The 16,665-nt window shown below is 70.1% G+C and carries 13 protein-coding genes; 7 read left to right on the top strand and 6 right to left on the bottom strand.

Going from position 1 to position 16,665, the window contains the following annotated elements; genetic code table 11:
• Nucleotides 1–52: 52 nt before the first annotated feature.
• On the bottom strand, nt 53–799 hold the full coding sequence (locus BLU79_RS41335) for a non-reducing end alpha-L-arabinofuranosidase family hydrolase (protein ID WP_256333651.1): 747 nt from the start codon (nt 797–799) through the stop codon (nt 53–55).
• Nucleotides 800–2,303: 1,504 nt separating this feature from the next.
• On the opposite strand from BLU79_RS41335, the gene BLU79_RS41330 reads away from it, so the two are divergent.
• From BLU79_RS41330 to BLU79_RS41310, 5 genes are read left to right on the top strand one after another with little or no spacing between them, the layout of a single operon-like run.
• A complete protein-coding gene (locus BLU79_RS41330; RefSeq protein WP_093911195.1) occupies nt 2,304–3,278 on the top strand; it encodes an ABC transporter substrate-binding protein in 975 nt (324 codons plus the stop codon).
• Nucleotides 3,275–4,141, top strand: a complete 867-nt coding sequence (locus BLU79_RS41325; protein WP_256333650.1) for an ABC transporter permease — start codon at nt 3,275–3,277, stop codon at nt 4,139–4,141. The genes BLU79_RS41330 and BLU79_RS41325 overlap by 4 nt, the downstream gene beginning before the upstream one ends.
• Complete coding sequence (locus BLU79_RS41320) at nt 4,138–4,923, top strand: ABC transporter permease (RefSeq protein WP_093911194.1); 786 nt, start codon at nt 4,138–4,140, stop codon at nt 4,921–4,923. The genes BLU79_RS41325 and BLU79_RS41320 overlap by 4 nt, the downstream gene beginning before the upstream one ends.
• A 13-nt stretch (nt 4,924–4,936) precedes the next feature.
• Nucleotides 4,937–5,770, top strand: a complete 834-nt coding sequence (locus BLU79_RS41315; RefSeq protein WP_093911193.1) for an ABC transporter ATP-binding protein — start codon at nt 4,937–4,939, stop codon at nt 5,768–5,770.
• A 55-nt stretch (nt 5,771–5,825) separates the two neighbouring features.
• Complete coding sequence (locus tag BLU79_RS41310; RefSeq protein ID WP_093911192.1) at nt 5,826–6,608, top strand: IclR family transcriptional regulator domain-containing protein; 783 nt, start codon at nt 5,826–5,828, stop codon at nt 6,606–6,608.
• Nucleotides 6,609–6,651: 43 nt separating this feature from the next.
• Here the strand turns inward: BLU79_RS41310 and BLU79_RS41305 are convergent, their stop codons facing one another.
• The 3 genes from BLU79_RS41305 to BLU79_RS41295 all read right to left on the bottom strand — a co-directional run bounded on the left by BLU79_RS41305 (nt 6,652) and on the right by BLU79_RS41295 (nt 10,540).
• Entirely contained in the window at nt 6,652–8,244 is a 1,593-nt protein-coding gene (locus BLU79_RS41305) for an IclR family transcriptional regulator domain-containing protein (RefSeq protein ID WP_093911191.1), read from the bottom strand.
• 209 nt (nt 8,245–8,453) lie between these two features.
• Nucleotides 8,454–9,107 carry a TetR/AcrR family transcriptional regulator gene (locus tag BLU79_RS41300; RefSeq protein WP_093911190.1) on the bottom strand — a complete coding sequence of 218 codons (654 nt, stop codon included), beginning with the start codon at nt 9,105–9,107 and terminating at the stop codon, nt 8,454–8,456.
• A 371-nt stretch (nt 9,108–9,478) separates the two neighbouring features.
• Complete coding sequence (locus tag BLU79_RS41295) at nt 9,479–10,540, bottom strand: zinc-binding dehydrogenase (protein WP_093911189.1); 1,062 nt, start codon at nt 10,538–10,540, stop codon at nt 9,479–9,481.
• 258 nt (nt 10,541–10,798) lie between these two features.
• Between BLU79_RS41295 and BLU79_RS41290 the strand changes: the two genes are divergently transcribed.
• Nucleotides 10,799–14,011: a bifunctional cytochrome P450/NADPH--P450 reductase gene (locus BLU79_RS41290; RefSeq protein ID WP_093911188.1), complete on the top strand. Its 3,213-nt coding sequence runs from the start codon at nt 10,799–10,801 to the stop codon at nt 14,009–14,011.
• 178 nt (nt 14,012–14,189) lie between these two features.
• Nucleotides 14,190–15,386, top strand: a complete 1,197-nt coding sequence (locus BLU79_RS41285) for an MFS transporter (protein WP_093911187.1) — start codon at nt 14,190–14,192, stop codon at nt 15,384–15,386.
• Nucleotides 15,387–15,441: 55 nt separating this feature from the next.
• Here the strand turns inward: BLU79_RS41285 and BLU79_RS41280 are convergent, their stop codons facing one another.
• A complete protein-coding gene (locus BLU79_RS41280) occupies nt 15,442–15,861 on the bottom strand; it encodes an IclR family transcriptional regulator domain-containing protein (protein WP_256333649.1) in 420 nt (139 codons plus the stop codon).
• A 239-nt stretch (nt 15,862–16,100) separates the two neighbouring features.
• On the bottom strand, nt 16,101–16,328 hold the full coding sequence (locus tag BLU79_RS48460) for a VOC family protein (RefSeq protein ID WP_177001376.1): 228 nt from the start codon (nt 16,326–16,328) through the stop codon (nt 16,101–16,103).
• Between the last annotated feature and the right edge of the window lie 337 nt (nt 16,329–16,665).

Below are 16,665 nucleotides of genomic sequence, written 5' to 3'. Positions count from 1 at the left end.
TGGTGTACGGGATGTGGGAGGTGCACGGCTCAGCAGGTGCTGTTCATCTGGGTCAACAGCCCGAGGCGCCAGGGGAGTTGGGAGTAGTCACCGCTGGCCGGGGGGTCATGCCCTGGTAGAGGAACTGCAGACGGCACGGATCGATCGTCATGGTCTGGTCGTTGCCGGTGCGGATGAGTTCGCCATGGCTGATGTCCCGCGTCCAGGCGCCGGCCGGGAAGGTCACGTTGTTCGCACGGGCGAACGGGTTCGCCTCGGTCGCCGCCAGCGGCTGCCACTGCCCGGTGAGGCCCCGGGCGGTGAAGGAGCGGTAGTACCGCCTGCCGTCGCTGCCGATGGCCTCCCAGAGCAGGAGATACGTGTCGGTGCCCTGGACGCGGTAGACGGCGCCGCCCTCGAACAGGGCGAACTTGGAGTCCTGGAGCACGAGTTGCGTGTTGCGGAAGCCGCCGGGGAACTCGCCGGCGCTGGTCTCCGACCGGTACACATGGCCGTTGTCGTCCGCGGAGAACAGGTAGCACAGGGTGCTGTCGCAGATGGTCCAGTAGTCGAGCGTGCCCGACGGGGCGGCGTACTGGAAGGACCTGGGTGCCGACCAGCTCCGAGGGTTGCCGGGGTCGGTGCTCGTGGAGTACGAGGGCGGGCCGGTCTGGTACACGAGGTACCACACGCCCTTCGGAGCGAAGTAGAAGACCTGGGGAGCGGCGGCGTACCGGGTGCCGATGGCGGGATTGGTGTCCAAGTAGGTGAGCGGCGCGGAGGATGCCTGCGACCAGTCGGTGAAACTGGTGTAGGCCATGCTCCAGGCGCCCGCCGTGTTCGCGGGTCGTCATGAAGACGTGCCACTTGCCGTTCGCCTGGATGACGGTCGGATCCTTGACGGCGACGACGGGGTGGCCCGCGTCGGGCTTGGGCGAGATCAGCGGGCCGCTCGAAGACCAGCGGAAGCTGCTCGGCAGCTGTGCCGCGGCCGGATGTTCGTGCGGGGACGGGGCGGAGAACGACGGGGTGGGAAAACGGGGTGGGAAAGGCGAGCAGCGACATGGCCAGACCGAGCAGGGAGACCATGCCCGTGCGGCAGGGGCGCCGGCGTAAGCCGTGCACGAGTGCGGGCATGGGGGCTCCAACGGGCGGGCGGGGCTTGCCGCACGAACACCACGTGCCCTCTTCGACGTCCGGAACCGTGGCGTGTGGGGAGAGCCTTGCCGGTACGGATGATGCGGGTGTCGTCATGCCTGGTCTGCGGGGTGTGCGTACGCCGCATAAGTCGCGGTTGTTCGGCATCACGAACGTCTGTCGACTTATCGGATATCTTGGATGATAGGGACCCCATAGGAAGCGTCAATACCTCCAGCACCGCCCGATTTTCGTGTGGCTGAAAGGTCCCCGCCCCCGGGGTCGGAGGGTTCGGGTTGAGAGGGCGGGCACCTGTGCCCGGCGGACGTCACGCCAATGGGCTGCTCCGCGTGCACGGGCATGGAACTGCGGTGGCTGCGCAAGCCGTTGACCAGGGGGTGAAGCCCGTGGTGCAGTCGGCGGCGATCGGCTCCGGTGTGACGTCGGCCGACGCCCGGAGCCCGTCGGGCGCTGGGGCGGCCGTGGCCGCGCGCGGGGCGCCGTCATGCCTGCGAAGCCGAACGTGACCTCGGTGCCCGCTCTCCGGCCTCTGCCTCTGTCGCCGCGAAGACGTCGGAGGTCGGGTCGAGCGCGCCGTCGGCGTCGAAGAGGAGAGCGTATGCGCGGATGCGCACCTGGATCGACGGGGATGATCGGCGTCGCGCCCACCGTGGGGGCGAGTCGGCGGATGGCGCCGTATTTGCCGTTTGCCGTTATCGATGGCGAAACCGGCCCTCCGGCCGCCGCGCGGCCTCAATCTCCCCGCCCTTGAAACGCCATGGAGCGTGTGCCATGGGCCTCTCCAGCCTTTCTCTCGGCGAAGGATGATTCCTGACGGCCGCTGCCCTGACGGGCGGGGCGGTGGTGCTGCCGGGAATGGGGTCGGTGAGGCGTCCGCCGCGATGCCGTCACAGGTCATGCCCGGCCGGTCTGGTCCGTCGCGGTGTCGGCGGAGCCGTCGACGCCCCGGTCGTCCTCAGCGGCTCATCCTGGTCGCAGTCCTGCCCGGTGCCCCGACCGAGGGCGTGCCAGGTGGTGGCGGAGAGGTGGCAGGGTCTGGCGGCGAAAGTGCCCCGGTGCCACCTATTGACGCGCACCAGGCAGGGAAATAGCCTCCGCTTGCCTTGTTCGGCACACGGAATTAAGTGCGCATTGCGAACACTCACTGCCCCTGTAGGAGGGCCCCTATGCGAAGGCGCGTTCTAGGGCTTGCCGTAGCGGTGCTGACGGTCGCGGGAGCGGCCGGATGCGGATCTTCTTCGTCCGCGACCGGTGCCTCGTCGTCCGACGGTGGCAAGACCACCGAGGTCAAGGTCGGGATCATCCCGATCGTCGATGTGGCACCGCTGTATCTGGGGAAGGAGAAGGGGTTCTTCAGCAGTCGGGGGATCGACCTGAAGATGGAGGCCGCCCAGGGCGGGGCCGCCATCATCCCCGGGGTGGTCAGCGGTCAGTTCCAGTTCGGGTTCAGCAACGTCACCTCGCTGATGATCGCCCAGACCAAGGGCGTGCCGATCAAGTCCGTGGTGAACGGGACCGCCTCCACCGGTGACACCGCCAAGGACATCAGCGGAGTGGCCGTCAAGAAGGACAGCGCCGTCAAGTCGGCCAAGGACCTCGTCGGCAAGACGGTGGCGGTCAACACCTTGCAGAACATCGGGGACACCACGGTCCGTGAGGTGGTGCGCAAGGACGGCGGCGACCCGTCGAAGGTCAAGTTCGTCGAGATGCCGTTCGACCAGATGCCAGCCGCGCTGGACGGAGGTCAGGTCGACGCCGCATGGGTGGGCGAGCCCGCGCTGACCATCGCCAAGGGCCAGGGCGCCCGCGTGGTGGCGTCGCCGTTCGCCGAGACCGACCCGAACCTCACCATCGCGACGTACTTCGCCTCCGCCAAACTGGCCCAGGAGAACCCCGAGCTGGTGAAGAAGTTCACCGAGGCGGTGACCGAGTCGCTGAAGTACGCCTCCGAACACCCCGGCGAGGCACGCCAGGTCATCACTACCTACACCAAGATCGACGGTGAGGTGCTGAAGAGCCTGACGCTGCCGACCTGGCCGGCCGAGTACGACATGGCCTCCTTGGAGAAGCTGGCCGAACTCGGCGCGCAGGACGGCATCTTCGGCGGCAAGAAGCCCGACCTGGACGCCCTGTTCTCATGAGCGCGACCGGGACTACCCCTGTACTGACGAAGCCCGCCGGGACCGCTGCCGGTCCCGGCGGGCCGGGCGGCGGCCCCATCCGGCGTGCTCTGGACGCAGCGCGCACCCCGCTGCGGGGACTGGCGGGCCTGGCCGGACTGGTGGTGCTGCTCGAAGTACTGCCGCACACCGGTGTCGTCTCCGCCGACTACCTGCCGCCCGCCTCCGAGATGGGCCGGGCCCTGTGGCAGATGCTCGGCGAAGGCGCGTTCTGGACCGCGCTCGGCGACACCCTCACCGGCTGGGGCCTGGGCCTGGTCATCGCCGTGGTGGCCGGAGTGGTGGCCGGCGTGGTGATCGGATCGGTGCCGGTGCTGCGGGCGGTGACCGCCTCCACCATCGAGTTCCTGCGGCCGATCCCGTCGGTAGCCCTCATCCCGGTCGCGGTGCTGCTGTACGGCACCGACCTGGAGTCGAAGCTGCTGCTGGTCGTGTACGCCTCCTTCTGGCAGGTCCTCGTGCAGGTACTGGCCGGCACCCAGGACGTCGACCCGGTCGCCGAGGACACCGCCCGCAGTTACCGGATGGGCAGGTGGGGGCGGGTGCGGTACGTCCTGTGGCCCACCGCCCTGCCGTACGTGATGACCGGTGTGCGGCTGGCCGCGACCGTGGCACTGGTCCTTGCGATCACCGCCGAACTCGTCATCGGCGCACCCGGCCTCGGCAACCAGCTCGCCGTCGCCCAGACCTCCGGCGCCGTGCCCCGGGTCTACGCCCTGGTCCTGGTCACCGGACTCCTCGGAGTCGCCGTCAACCTGGTGGCGCGGGCGGTCGAGCGGCGGGCACTGCACTGGCACCAATCGATGCGCAGGGAGGCACAGTGACCACCGTCCTCACACTGGCCCGGCGGACCGGGCTGGTCCTGGGCCTGCCCGCGGTCCTGTTCGCCGTGTGGTGGTTCGCCACCGCGGGCAGCACCGACTTCTACGTCCCCCCGCTGTCCACCATCCTCGGCAGGTTCGGGGACGTATGGACCGGCGAACGGCTGGCCTCGGACGTCGTCCCCAGCCTCGTCCGCCTGCTCGTCGGCTATGTCCTCGCCGTCGCCGTCGGTGTCGGGCTCGGCCTGGTGGTCGGCATGCACCGCGGCGTGCGCGACGTCCTGGAGCCGGTCCTGGAACTCTTCCGGGCCATCCCGCCTCCGGTGCTCGTGCCCGTGATCATGCTGTTCGCGGGCATCGGCGACACCATGAAGGTGATCGTCATCGTCAGCGGCTGCATGTGGCCGATCCTGCTCAACACCGTCGAAGGCGTCCGCGCCGTCGACGAGGTGCTCAGCGACACCTGCCGCTCCTACGGCATCACCGGCCCCTCCCGCCTGTGGCATCTGGTGCTGCGCTCGGCCAGCCCGCAGATCGTCACCGGCATGCGCCAGGCCCTGTCCATCGCGATCATCCTCATGGTCATCAGCGAAATGTTCGCCGCCAGCAACGGGCTCGGCTTCACCATCGTGCAGTTCCAGCGGTCCTTCGCCATCCCCGAGATGTGGAGCGGCGTCCTGCTGCTCGGCCTGCTCGGGTTCGCCCTCTCCCTGCTCTTCCGCCTCGCCGAGATGCGAGTCCTGGCCTGGTACCACGGCCTGCGCCGGGCCCAGCGCAACCCCTGACAAGGAGACGTCGATGCTCGACGTACGCAACCTGCAGAAGATCTACACCGGCCGGAACCGCAACGTCGAAGCACTGCGGAACCTGACCTTTCACATCGGCGCCGGCGAACTCGTGTGCCTGGTCGGCCCGTCCGGATGCGGCAAGACCACCCTGCTGAAGTGCATGGCGGGACTGCTCACCCCGACCAGCGGCGAAGTACGCCTGGACGGCCGCCCGGTGGACGGGCCCCCGGCCGACATGGCGGTCGTCTTCCAGGAGTACGGCCGGTCCCTGTTCGCCTGGATGAACGTCCGCGACAACGTCGCCCTGCCGCTGCGCCGCAAGAAGCTCGGCAAGACGCGGGAGAAGGAACTCGTCGACCACGCGCTGGAGGTGGTCGGGCTCGCCGACGCCCACCAGGCCTACCCGTGGCAGCTGTCCGGCGGCATGCAGCAGCGCGTCGCCATCGCACGCGCCGTCGCCTTCGAACCGAAGGTACTCCTCATGGACGAGCCCTTCGCCGCCGTCGACGCGCAGACCCGCGCCGAACTGGAGGACCTCATCCGCCGGCTGTGGCACGAGCTGGGCGTCACCGTCCTGTTCGTCACCCACGACATCGACGAAGCCGTCTACCTCGGCCAGCGCACCATCATCCTGTCCACCTCACCGACCGTGGTGCAGGAGGACCTGACCATCGACCTCCCCGACGAACGCGACCAGTTGCACACCCGCTCCAGCACCCGTTTCGCCGAACTACGCGCCCACGTCTACGAACAGATCCAGCGGGCCAAACACCACAACGGCGATACGGAAACGCCGGTCTCCGACCGCGGCGGTGACCTCGCCCTGCAGAAGACCGAGTCGTAGGACACCCCGACGCAGGAGTCGCCACGCATGAATGACAGCGCATGAGTGACAGCGCATGAATGACAACGAACTCGGCCGGTACTTCGTGCAATCGCTTGAACGAGGTATTGCCGTCATCCGTGCGTTCAGTGCCGACACACCCGAGATGACCCTCGCGGAGATCGCCAAGGCCACCACCATGAGCCGCGCCACCGCCCGGCGCTTCGTGCTGACGCTGGCCGACCTCGGGTACATGGCCGTGGCCGCGGACGGCCGGCACTTCCGCCTGACCCCCCGCGTCCTGGAGCTGGGCTACGCCTACCTGTCCAGTCTGTCCCTCGCGGAGATCGCCCTGCCCCACCTGGAACAGCTGGTCGCCGAGGTCCACGAGTCCTCGTCGGTGGCGGTGCTCGACGGCGACGACGTGGTGTACGTCAGCCGGGTGCCCACCCGGAGGATCATGTCGGTGTCCATCAGCATCGGCACCCGGCTGCCCGCCCACGCCACCTCCCTGGGCCGGGTACTCCTCGCACACCTCGACGACGCACGGCTGCGGACCTACGTGGACAAGGTATTTCTGCGCCCGCTCACCGGCCGCACCATCACCTCACGGGAAGCGCTCCTCGCCGAACTGCACAAGGTGCGGGCACAGGGGTGGTGCCTGGTGGACCAGGAACTCGAGGAGGGGCTCATCTCCATCGGCGCGCCCATCCGCAGCGAGGCCGGGCAGGTGGTCGCCGGCGTCAACCTGTCCACGCATGTGCGACGGGGAGACGCCGTCTCGGTCCGCCGCACGCTGCTGCCCCCGCTCCTGGCCACCGCCGCCCGCATAGAGGCCGAGCTGCACGTCGTCGGCTAGGTGCCGGCGGACGTCCTCGTGAGCCCGGGAACGAGTGCGCCCCTCACACCGGCGAAATCCGGGCGAAGCGTCCCGCGATGTGCAGCTCCGCCTCGATCCGTGCGGCTGTGTCGCGCAGGTGGGGGAGGACGTCCGCCACGCACTGCCCGGGGGTCCGTCGGGTGGTGTGCATCGCCACGCTCACGGCCGCGACGACCCGGCCCGTGCGGTCGCGCACGGGGACAGCGATCGACCGCAGACCTTCCTCCAGTTCCTCGTCGACCAACGAGTAGCCCGCCTGACGGACCTGCTCCAGGATCGCCGCCAGATCAGCGGGGTCCGTGGTCGTGCGCGCGGTCAGCTTGCGCAGGTTCAGCGGGCGTTCGGCCGGCTGGAGGTCCGCCAGGATGACGCGGCCCAAAGAGGTCGCCGGCGCCGGCAGGCGGGTGCCCACCGTGACGTTCGCGCTCATGATCCGGCTGATGGGGACGTGGGCCGTGAACTGGATGTCCTCCCCCGCGAGCACTCCCAAGGACGTCGAGTCGCGGACCTGTCCGGCGAGTTCGGTGAGGTGCGGTTGGGCGATGCGGGAGAGCGTCGTACGGGACAGGGGAGGGAACCCGAGCGCGAGGACGCGTGGGGTGGGGCTGAATGTGCGGTCGCGCGCGGTGACGTAGCCGAGGTGTTCGAGGGTGATGAGCGCCCGTCGGGCGGTGGCCCGCGCCAGTCCTGTGACCTGTGCCACCTCACTGAGGGTCAGTTCGGCCCGGTCTTCCCCGAAGGCCGTGAGAACGGTCAGCCCCCGTGCGAGAGACTCGATGAAATCCCGGCCCAGTTCCTGCTTGGAGGCTCCGGTCCACACGGCGAGATCCGACGGGGCGTGCCGGCCTTCGGGCTCGGGGGCTTCGAGCAGCTCCCGTTCCATCGCGTCCACGGTCGCCCGCAGCCGGGGCATCAGCGTGTCGCGGAGCGAGGCCGCGGTGTGTCGGCTGGTGTGGCTCACGACGCTGGCGACACAGGCGATACCGGTAGTGCGTACCTCGCGGACCGGTATGGAGACTGCGACCAAGCCGGGCTCGATGAGCTGGTCGTCCAGGGCCCAGCCCGTCAGGCGTGCCTCACGGGTGCGGGTCTCGAAGTCCTCGTCGGGCGGTCCGTCCGTGCGCGGCGGTACGGCCGGAAACCGGTGGTCGTGAGGATCTGCCGCCCTGCGCTCCCGCCACCGCGCCCACTCCCGCTCCCCCCACTCCGCCGCGAACAGCGGACCGGGCGCGGTCCGCTCGGCGGGCAGCAGGTCGCCGATGCGGAAACTCAGCGACATCGCCCGGCGACGGGTCGCCTGGTGAATGAAGCGGATGCCGTCGCCGTCGCCCACCGCGAGCGACACCGACTCGTCCAGTTCGTCCGCGAGGGCGTCGGCGTGGGCGTTGAGCAGACGGGGCAGCCGCAGCGCCGAGAGATACGCGTTGCCCAGTTCCATCAGCCGGGGGGCCAGGATGGCGTCCCTGCCGTCCAGGCGTACGTAGCCCATCTGCGCGAGGGTCGCGGTGATCCGGTCCACCGTGGAGCGGACCAGGCCGGTGGCCCGCTCCAGCCCGCTCAGACTCAGCGTTCCGTCAGCCTCGGTGAGCCGCAGCAGCACGCCGATCCCACGCATGAGCGGAGCCACGGCCTCGGCCGGAACGACGGCTTCGTGCGTGGACCCGGCTTCGCCCGCCGTCCGGGAACCATGGCGGTCCGGTCCTGTCACGGAGCTCGCCGGAACGACGTCAGCTGACATGGGTACTCCGATGAGGCGCTTCGGACCAAGTGCTCGGAAGAGTAACCGTAGTGTGTCGACAGGTTTCCCGGACCATCGGTGTCGCGTCAGTCGTTCGGTTCTCCATCTGCCGGAGCGGCGACCGTCGGCACCGGCACAAGCTCCAGCCGGCCGCCCGCCAAGGCCACGACCGCGGAGACCAGGGCCTGCAGGCAGGGGAGCTCGGCCTCTTCGTCCGGCAGGGACAGGTGCTGCGTCGTGAGCCCGTCGAAGGCGGCGAGGAAGAAGCGGGCGATGGTCTCCGCCGGCTGGGCGAGCCGGTGGCAGGTGGCCTCGGCAGCCTCGGTCACCAGCTGTGTCGTCACGGCCGTGACCTCGCGGTAGTGGCCCTCCAGGGCCTCCTGCAGTTTCGGTGTCCGCAGCGCGAGCATGCTCAGCTCGGTCAGCAGCTGGTGGCTGGTCGGCTGCTCCCGCACGGTGCGCCACAGGGCGGCGGCCAGCGCGGCGATCGTCTCCTCGAAGTCGGCGTCCGTGGGCGCCCACGCCTTGACCTGCGTGACCAGGTCGTGGGTGAGCTGTTCCATGACGGCCCGGTACAGGTCCTCCTTCGTGCCGAAGGTGTAGTGAACCGTCGCCTGGGCGACGCCGAGCTCGGCGGCGATGGCACGGGTGCTTCCGGCGGCGACGCCCTCCCTGGTCATGAGGTCGATGGCCGCTTTGATCAGCTGGGGGCGGCGCTCGGCCGCGGAAACATGAGCCATGGGTACATCATAGCGACTCAGTCTGCCGAGGCAGTCGATCGATCAAGTCGGATGCGCGGGGGCGGCCTCGTTCAGCCACCGGTGACGAAGCCCCCGGTCGAACACGGACATCGCGACCAGGGCCTGCGCGAAGGACCACTCCGGCATCGTGGGCCGGCCGTACTCGGGTTCGGACTCGTCGGTGTGCGGCTCCGGTAGAGGTGCGGGCGAGGCCGTCGTCGTACGAATGCCGGCGCACGAAGCTCCACGTAGGCGGTCGGGGGCCCGCCACGAGACCCGTACCTCAGGCGGTTCTGGTCGTCGCGCAGGCCGAGCAAAGCCCCTCCGGCGGCGACGCGGCCACCGGAGGGGTACGTCCCGGGCCGGAGCGCTCAGGGCGTGAGCACGAAACGGATCGGGTCGCCGATCTTCTTCTCCAGGCGGGCGACGGCGTCGGCCGCATCGGCCAGCGGAATGTGGTCCGTGATGGACGGAGCGAGGTCGATCCGTCCGGTGGAGGCCAGGCCGATGAGCTGTTCCACGTGCTCGGGTCCGGAGCCGTAGTGGCCGCGGATCTGGTTGCCCTGGAAACAGAAGCCCATGCTGTCGCCGATGGTGATCGGCTCCGGCGTGAGACCCGCCAGGACCAGCACCCCGTCCGGACCCAGCGCGGCGGTGGCCTGCGCTCGGGCCGCGGGAACGCCGGCGAAGTCGAACGCGGCCTGGATGCCCCGTCCGCCCGTGGCCTCGTCCACCGCTTCGGCGAAGTCGTCGGCGCTCGGGTCCAGCGCGACGTCCGCCCCGAAGGCGAGGGCGCGTTCGCGCGCGGTGGCCAGCGGGTCGACGACGATGATCGGAGCGGCGCCGACCATGCGGGCGAGCCGGATACCGTGCGCGCCCAGACCGCCCGCGCCCCAGATGCCGACCGCCTGCGCGGGGCGGACCGCGCCTGTCTCGACGATCGCGGCGTAAGGGGTGGAGACGGCATCGGGGATGATCGCGGCCTGGTCGAAGGGGAGGCCGTCCGGGATCGGGACCAGGGTGTCCTCACGGGCTACGGCGTACTGGGCCCAGCCGCCGTCGTAGTCCACGCCGCGCGTCAGCGGCTGTCGGCAGGACATGCGGCGCAGACAGCCTCCGCACTCCCCGCACGCCTGCCCCGCCTGGAGCACGACCCGCTGACCGGGTGCCCAGATTCCCTGCACCTGCGGACCGAGGCTGTGGACGACGCCCGCGACCTCGTGGCCGAGGGTGACCGCCCGCGCGTTCGCGACCGCGTCGACGGGGAAGAAGGGGCTGATGCTGCCGTCGATCAGATGGACGTCCGACAGGCAGACCCCGGCGGCCCGGACTTCGACCAGGACCTCTCCCGGGCCGGGGACCGGTACGGGGATCTCTTCGACTGCGAACGTGCGGGTGTCCAGGTGGAGCCGTCCGGCGAGCATGGTGCTCATGGCGGGAACCTCGATTCGTTCGGGGGCGAATGCGCGGATGTGACGGCGCACAAGTGATTTTGTCGTTCGACAATGTCGTCTAACCATGTCGATGGACGTGGTCGTATGTCAACCGCCATCGCCTCGACGTTCTGCACGCTGACCTGGTTCTGTCGGTCGACCGTGTCATGCAACACAATCGCTCGACATTGTCACTCGACAATGTCGTGTGTATGTTGATCCGCAAGCGACTGCTGGTGCGGAACGAAAGGCACGCTCATGACTCACGCGTCCACCGACACGGCCCAGGCGATCCCCGAGCGCCCGGCGCTCCCCCTGATCGGCCACGCCCTCGACATTCCGAGGGGCACCGACGGCCTCGTCCACTTGATGAAGGAGGTCAAGGAACTCGGGCCCGTGTTCCGGGTCCGCGTCTTCGGGACCGAGACCGTCCTCGTCGGCGGGCTGGACCTGGTGACCGAACTGTCGGACGAGACCCGGTTTCGCAAGAACGTGCACCCGGACCTGGTCGAGATCCGCCAGATCGCCGGGGACGGGCTGTTCACCTCCTTCAATCACGAGGCGAACTGGCGCAAGGCGCACGACATCCTGATGCCGGCGTTCTCACTCGGTGCCATGCGCGGCTACCACGCGACGATGCTCCGGGTCGCCCGCTCCCTGATCGCCAAGTGGGACCGGGCCGCGGGGGAGCAGCCGGTGGACGTGCCCGAGGACATGACGCGGCTGACCTTCGACACGATCGGGCTGTGCGGTTTCGACTACGACTTCGAGTCGTTCCGCCGCGACGAGCCGCACCCCTTTGTCGACGCCATGTCCCGCGCGCTGGCCTTCACCCAGGCCAAGGGCGAGTCCATCCCCGGCACGGAACTGTTCAAGTGGAAGCAGGCCGACCAGTTCCGTCAGGACGCCGAGCTGATGACGAATCTGGTCGATGAGGTGATACGGCAGCGCCGGGCGTCCGGCGACATGAGCACGGACGATCTGCTCGGGCGGATGCTGCACACCCGCGACGAGGCGACCGGCGAGCCGCTGGACGACGTGAACATCCGCCACCAGGTGATCACGTTCCTCATCGCCGGGCACGAGACCACCAGCGGGGCTCTCTCCTTCGCCCTGTACTACCTGACCAAGCACCCCGAGGTCCTGGCTCGAGCCCAGGCCGAGGTGGACTCCCTGTGGGGCGATACCGGCACACCCGACCCCGACTACGGGGACATCGGCAAGCTCACGTACATCCGCCAGGTACTCAATGAGAGCCTGCGGCTGTGGCCGACCGCGCCCGCCTTCGCCGTGGAGCCGATCGAGGACACCGTCATCGGCGGCAAGTACACCGTGCGCAAGGGCGAGACGCTGATGGTGCTCACCCCGGCCCTGCACCGCGACCCGGCCTGGGGCGAGAACGTCGAATTGTTCGACCCCGACCGCTTCACGCCCGAGAACGAGGCGGCCCGCCCGGTCCATCTGTTCAAGCCGTTCGGCAGCGGTGAACGCGCCTGCATCGGCCGTCAGTTCGCGCTGCACGAGGCCACCCTGCTGCTCGGCCTGCTGGTGCACCGCTACCGGTTCATCGACCACACCAACTACGAGCTGAAGATCAAGCAGTCGCTCACCATCAAGCCCGACGAGCTCACCCTCAGGCTCGCCCGGCGCACCAGCAACGAGCGCCGGCTGCCCGCTGTCGCCGGGAGCAGCGCCACCGCCGGTCAGGACGGGCCCGCCGCCCGCCGCGCCACCGGCACCGCGCTGACCCTCCTGCACGGCTCCAACCTGGGCACGTGCGCGGGTATCGCCCGCGATCTGGCAGCGGACGGCGACGAGAACGGCTTCGCCCCGTCCGTCGCCCCTCTCAACGACGCCGTGGGCAGGCTCAGCGCCGGTGACGGGCCAGTCGTGATCGTGGCCGCCTCCTACAACGGCAGGCCCACCGACGACGCCGCGGAGTTCGTGACGTGGTTGGAAGGGCTTGAGCCCGGCTCGCTCGACGGTGTCCAGTACGCCGTACTCGGTGTCGGTGACCGCAACTGGGCCGCCACCTACCAGCGCGTCCCCACTCTCATCGACGAGCGGCTGGCCGCGGCCGGCGGCACCTCGCTGCTGGAGCGCGGCGCGGCCGACGCCTCCGGGGACTTCGCGGGCGCGGTGGACCGCTGGACGGCCGACCTGTGGACCGCCCTGCTGGACCGGTACGGCGACTCGGCCGCCGGAGCCGCGGCCGCCACCGAGCCGGAGGAGGACCAGGGGCTGTACGAACTCCAGGACACCACCGACTCCGTCATCGGCGGGCTCGCGGCACGACACGGCGTACAGCCGATGGAGGTGCTCGACGCCTACGAACTGGTCGACATGGGGCACGGGTTGGGCCGCTCCAAGCGTTTCCTCAAGCTGCGGCTCCCCGAAGGCGTCACCTACCGTACCGGCGACCACCTGGCGGTCCTCCCGAGCAATCCGGACGCCCTCGTTCAGCGGGTCGCCGAACGCTTCGGCCTGGACCTGGACCGCACCGTCCGCCTGCAGGCGCGCCGCCGCACCCGGGGAGCCCTGCCCGTCGACCGCCCGCTGACCCTGCGCCGACTGCTGACCGACTTCGTGGAACTGCAGGACCCCGCCACTCAGGAGCAGGTCGCCGTGCTCGCCGAGCACACCGCCTGCCCGCCCGAGAAGCGGCCCCTGGCCGAACTCGCCGCGGCGGACCCCGAGGCGTTCCGTGAGCAGGTGACGCTCGCCGGTCGCAGCGTCCTGGATCTGCTGGAGCGCTACCGCGCCTGCGAGCTGCCCTTCGAGCGCTTCCTGGAGCTGCTGCCGGTCCTGCGCCCGCGTCACTACTCGATCTCCTCGTCCGCGACGGCGCAGCCCGGCGAGGTGGACCTGATGGTGTCGCTGCTCGCCGCGCCCCACCGCGGCGGCGAGGGCATGTTCCAGGGCATCGCCTCGCACTACATCCAGACCGTGACGGCCGGCGACACCGTCCAGGCGAGGGTGCTCCCGTGCAGCGAGTCCTTCCGCCTCCCCGAGGACCCCTCCGTGCCGGTCATCCTGGTCAGCGCGGGCACCGGACTGGCCCCGTTCCGCGGTGCGGTCCTCGACCGCCATCACACCGGGTCCACCGGAACCCTGCTGTGCTACTTCGGCTGCGACCACCCCGATGTCGACTACCTGCACCGCGAGGAGTTCGAAGCGGCCGAAGCCGCCGGAGCCGTCAGCATGCGCCCCACCTTCAGCTGCGCGCCCGAGGACGGCGCCCGCTTCGTACAGGACCGCATCGCGCGCGACAGCGACGACGTGTGGGCCGCGCTGGAGGCCGGCGGCCGGGTCTACATCTGCGGGGACGGCCGCCGCATGGCCCCGGCGGTGCGCGAGGCGTTCATGGCGATCTACCGCAAGTACACCGGTGCCGCTGACGAAGAGGCATCCGCCCGGCTGGCCGCCCTCATCGAGTCCGGTCACTACGTCGAGGACGTCTGGGCCGGCTGACCCCAGCCGCCTGAAGCCGCTCAACCCCTGGGTCACGGGCGCCCGACGCGCCCGTGACCCTCATTTCGCGAAACCCCTCTGTATGCCCTCCTACCGGTGAGGTTCTGATGGTTGATGCACGCTCGGCGGTCCGCCGGGGCCCCGAGGCCGCCCCGCACTTCTCGCAGCGGGGGTCCCGATGAAGGCGCAGAAGGCAACCGCCCTGACCTTCGGCGTGGCGGTCGCGCTCGTCGCCGGAGTGACCCTGGGCAACGGCGGAGCCAACGTGATGCCCGTGTTCGTCGACGACTTCGCCTCCCGCTTCAGGATGTCGGACTCCGGCGCCGGACTCGTCGCCGCGACCCAGCTGATGGCGACCGCGGTCGTCACCCTGCTGCTGGCGAAACGGGCCGCCCGGCCCGGGCGCGTGAGGATGACCCGCCTCGGTCTGGCCGTCGCGGCGGTCGGCTTCCTGGGAGCGACGGTGGCGCCCGAACCGATGACCCTGATCCTGGCCAACCTGATCCTCGGAGCCGGGTTGGGCGCGGTCTACGCGGCGGCCACGGCGGCGCTCGCCGCCACCGACGACGCCGACAAGGCGTCCGCCGTCACCATCTCCGGCACGGTCGGCGTCACGGCCCTGCTGATCATGGCGGTGCCCGAGGCCAACCACGGCCTGGGGGAGGGCACCGGCTTCCTGCTGATGGCACTGTGCTGCCTGCTCGCCTGGCCACTGGTGCGCCGACTCCCCGACGGACCCGCCACGCCGGGTACGGCGTCGACCCGGGCCGACGACACGCCGGCCGCGACCTCGGCGAAGCCCTCAGTGGTCCTGCTCGCCGGGACCGCGCTGCTGTGGGCCGTCACCCAGGGCGCGTGGTCCTACGCCTCGGTCCTCGGCCGCCAGCACACCGGCATGTTGCACTCCGCCGTCTCGGCCGTCCTCGCGATCTCCAGCGTCGTGGCACTCGCCGGCGCCGTGGTCGGCCCCGCCGCCGCACACCGCTTCGGGCGTATGCGGTCGATGGCCGCGTTCGTCATCGCTCAGGCACTCGCCATGGCCGTCCTGATCTTCACCCACGACCCCGTGCTCTTCATCGTGGCGGCCGTCCTCTGGCAGACCTGCCAGCTGGCCGTCCTGGTGCAGACCCTCGCCGCCGCGGCGCTCATCGACCCGACCGGACGTCTGGTGGCGTCCCTCAGTGGGGCCGGTGCGCTGGGCACCGGCGTCGGACCGCTGGCCGTCGGCGCCATCCTCGACGGTGCCGGGGCCGGGATCCTCAGCCTCGTCCTTGCGGTCGGCACCTTCGCGGCCTCGCTGCCGCTGCTGAAGATGACGGTGGCCGGCGCGAAGGCCTCCGCCCAGCGGAAGCCCGCCCCCGTGACGGTGCCCTGACGCGTGCCCCTGTGAGCGGCCGCCGCCCCTGTCGAACCGCAGGGGCGGCGGCCGCTCAGCGATCGCCGCTGAGCGGGTGGCGGAACCCCTGGTCGGAGATGAGGCGGGCGGCCGCGGTGAGTTCCGAGGCGAAGCGCTCGACGGCCTCGTACGGGAAGCGGTGGCTGGGGCCACTGAGAGACAGGGAGGCGATGACCTTGCCGGTGCGGCCGGTGACAGGTACCGCCACGGCGGTCAGCCCCTCGTCCCACTTACTGCTGCTGACGGCGTAGCCGCGCTCGGCGGCCTCCGCCGCCCAGGCCCGCAACCGCTCGGCATGGTCCTCGCCGTGGGGCGAGGCGAGGGCCACGCGGCGGAGGGTCGCGTCGGAGGCGTCACGCAGCAGGATCTTGGAGGAGGCGCCCGCCCACAGAGGTTGTTCATCGCCGACGTCCACGACGTGCCGCAGCGGATGAGGGCTCTCCTCGTGGGCCATGCAGATCCGGTGGACCCTCGGGCACTGTCTTGTTCGCGTTGTCGCGCCAGAAGCGTGGTTCGCGTGGCGTCCCACCGCAGTTCGACAAGATCGACCACAGTGAGCGCCACGCGGTGGAGCGCGGGATCAGCCGCTTGAAAAGACACCGGGTTGTGGCCACGAGATGGGACGGGTCGGCCGTCCGCCATGAGGCGACGGTGCTGGTCGCAGTCGTCAATGAGTGGCTGTCAGCGGCAGCGTCATGCCGTCGTCCCGCGCACCTGCGCCACAACAATCACGTTCCCGTACAGGTCTGCCAAGTGCAGCGACCGGCTGTCGGCGTCTTGCCGCTCGTTCCATACCCGCACGCCGTGCCCCCGCAGGTGCTCGCGGACCGCGTCCAGATCGGCGGTGTACAGCACGAGCAGAGGCTGACCACCGCACTGCCGACCGATCAGTTCGCGTTCCCGTTCGCTGGTGGCGGTCATGAGCCAGAGCCCGACCACATCCTGGTCGTGCACACCGATGTGCAAGTAGCGGTAACCGTCCGTCGTCTGGTCGTACAGGACACAGAAACCATGGCGGGGCGAGGCGGTGGAGCAGGCACAGTCGGCGCTCCTCCGGCTCCTCGGAGGCCCCCGGCGGACCGGGGCCCAGCGGGTCGTCGATCGGCAGGAAGATGGCCGCCCCCTCGTCGGGGAACGCGGCCGCTCGGTCCTTGAGGTACCGCCGGACCTGTCGCTTCGCCCGCGGCGCACGTCCGTGGTGCGATGGAACTGGGGCGGAAAGGAGAGCGATCATGCCTGCAGCGAAGCGAACGAGTGT

The sequence above is a fragment of the Streptomyces sp. cf386 genome, assembly GCF_900103585.1.
Lineage (GTDB): Bacteria > Actinomycetota > Actinomycetes > Streptomycetales > Streptomycetaceae > Streptomyces.
Note: the sequence above shows the minus strand (reverse complement) of the source record. Positions and strands in the feature narration are given on the sequence as shown.

Excerpts from the sequence above, each read along its gene's own strand:
- BLU79_RS41335 (WP_256333651.1), bottom strand. The coding sequence starts at position 799 with ATGGCCTACACCAGTTTCACCGACTGGTCGCAGGCATCCTCCGCGCCG.
- BLU79_RS41330 (WP_093911195.1), top strand. The coding sequence starts at position 2,304 with ATGCGAAGGCGCGTTCTAGGGCTTGCCGTAGCGGTGCTGACGGTCGCG.
- BLU79_RS41325 (WP_256333650.1), top strand. The coding sequence starts at position 3,275 with ATGAGCGCGACCGGGACTACCCCTGTACTGACGAAGCCCGCCGGGACC.
- BLU79_RS41315 (WP_093911193.1), top strand. The coding sequence starts at position 4,937 with ATGCTCGACGTACGCAACCTGCAGAAGATCTACACCGGCCGGAACCGC.
- BLU79_RS41310 (WP_093911192.1), top strand. The coding sequence starts at position 5,826 with ATGAATGACAACGAACTCGGCCGGTACTTCGTGCAATCGCTTGAACGA.
- BLU79_RS41305 (WP_093911191.1), bottom strand. The coding sequence starts at position 8,244 with ATGCGTGGGATCGGCGTGCTGCTGCGGCTCACCGAGGCTGACGGAACG.
- BLU79_RS41300 (WP_093911190.1), bottom strand. The coding sequence starts at position 9,107 with ATGGCTCATGTTTCCGCGGCCGAGCGCCGCCCCCAGCTGATCAAAGCG.
- BLU79_RS41295 (WP_093911189.1), bottom strand. The coding sequence starts at position 10,540 with ATGAGCACCATGCTCGCCGGACGGCTCCACCTGGACACCCGCACGTTC.
- BLU79_RS41290 (WP_093911188.1), top strand. The coding sequence starts at position 10,799 with ATGACTCACGCGTCCACCGACACGGCCCAGGCGATCCCCGAGCGCCCG.
- BLU79_RS41285 (WP_093911187.1), top strand. The coding sequence starts at position 14,190 with ATGAAGGCGCAGAAGGCAACCGCCCTGACCTTCGGCGTGGCGGTCGCG.
- BLU79_RS41280 (WP_256333649.1), bottom strand. The coding sequence starts at position 15,861 with ATGGCCCACGAGGAGAGCCCTCATCCGCTGCGGCACGTCGTGGACGTC.
- BLU79_RS48460 (WP_177001376.1), bottom strand. The coding sequence starts at position 16,328 with ATGACCGCCACCAGCGAACGGGAACGCGAACTGATCGGTCGGCAGTGC.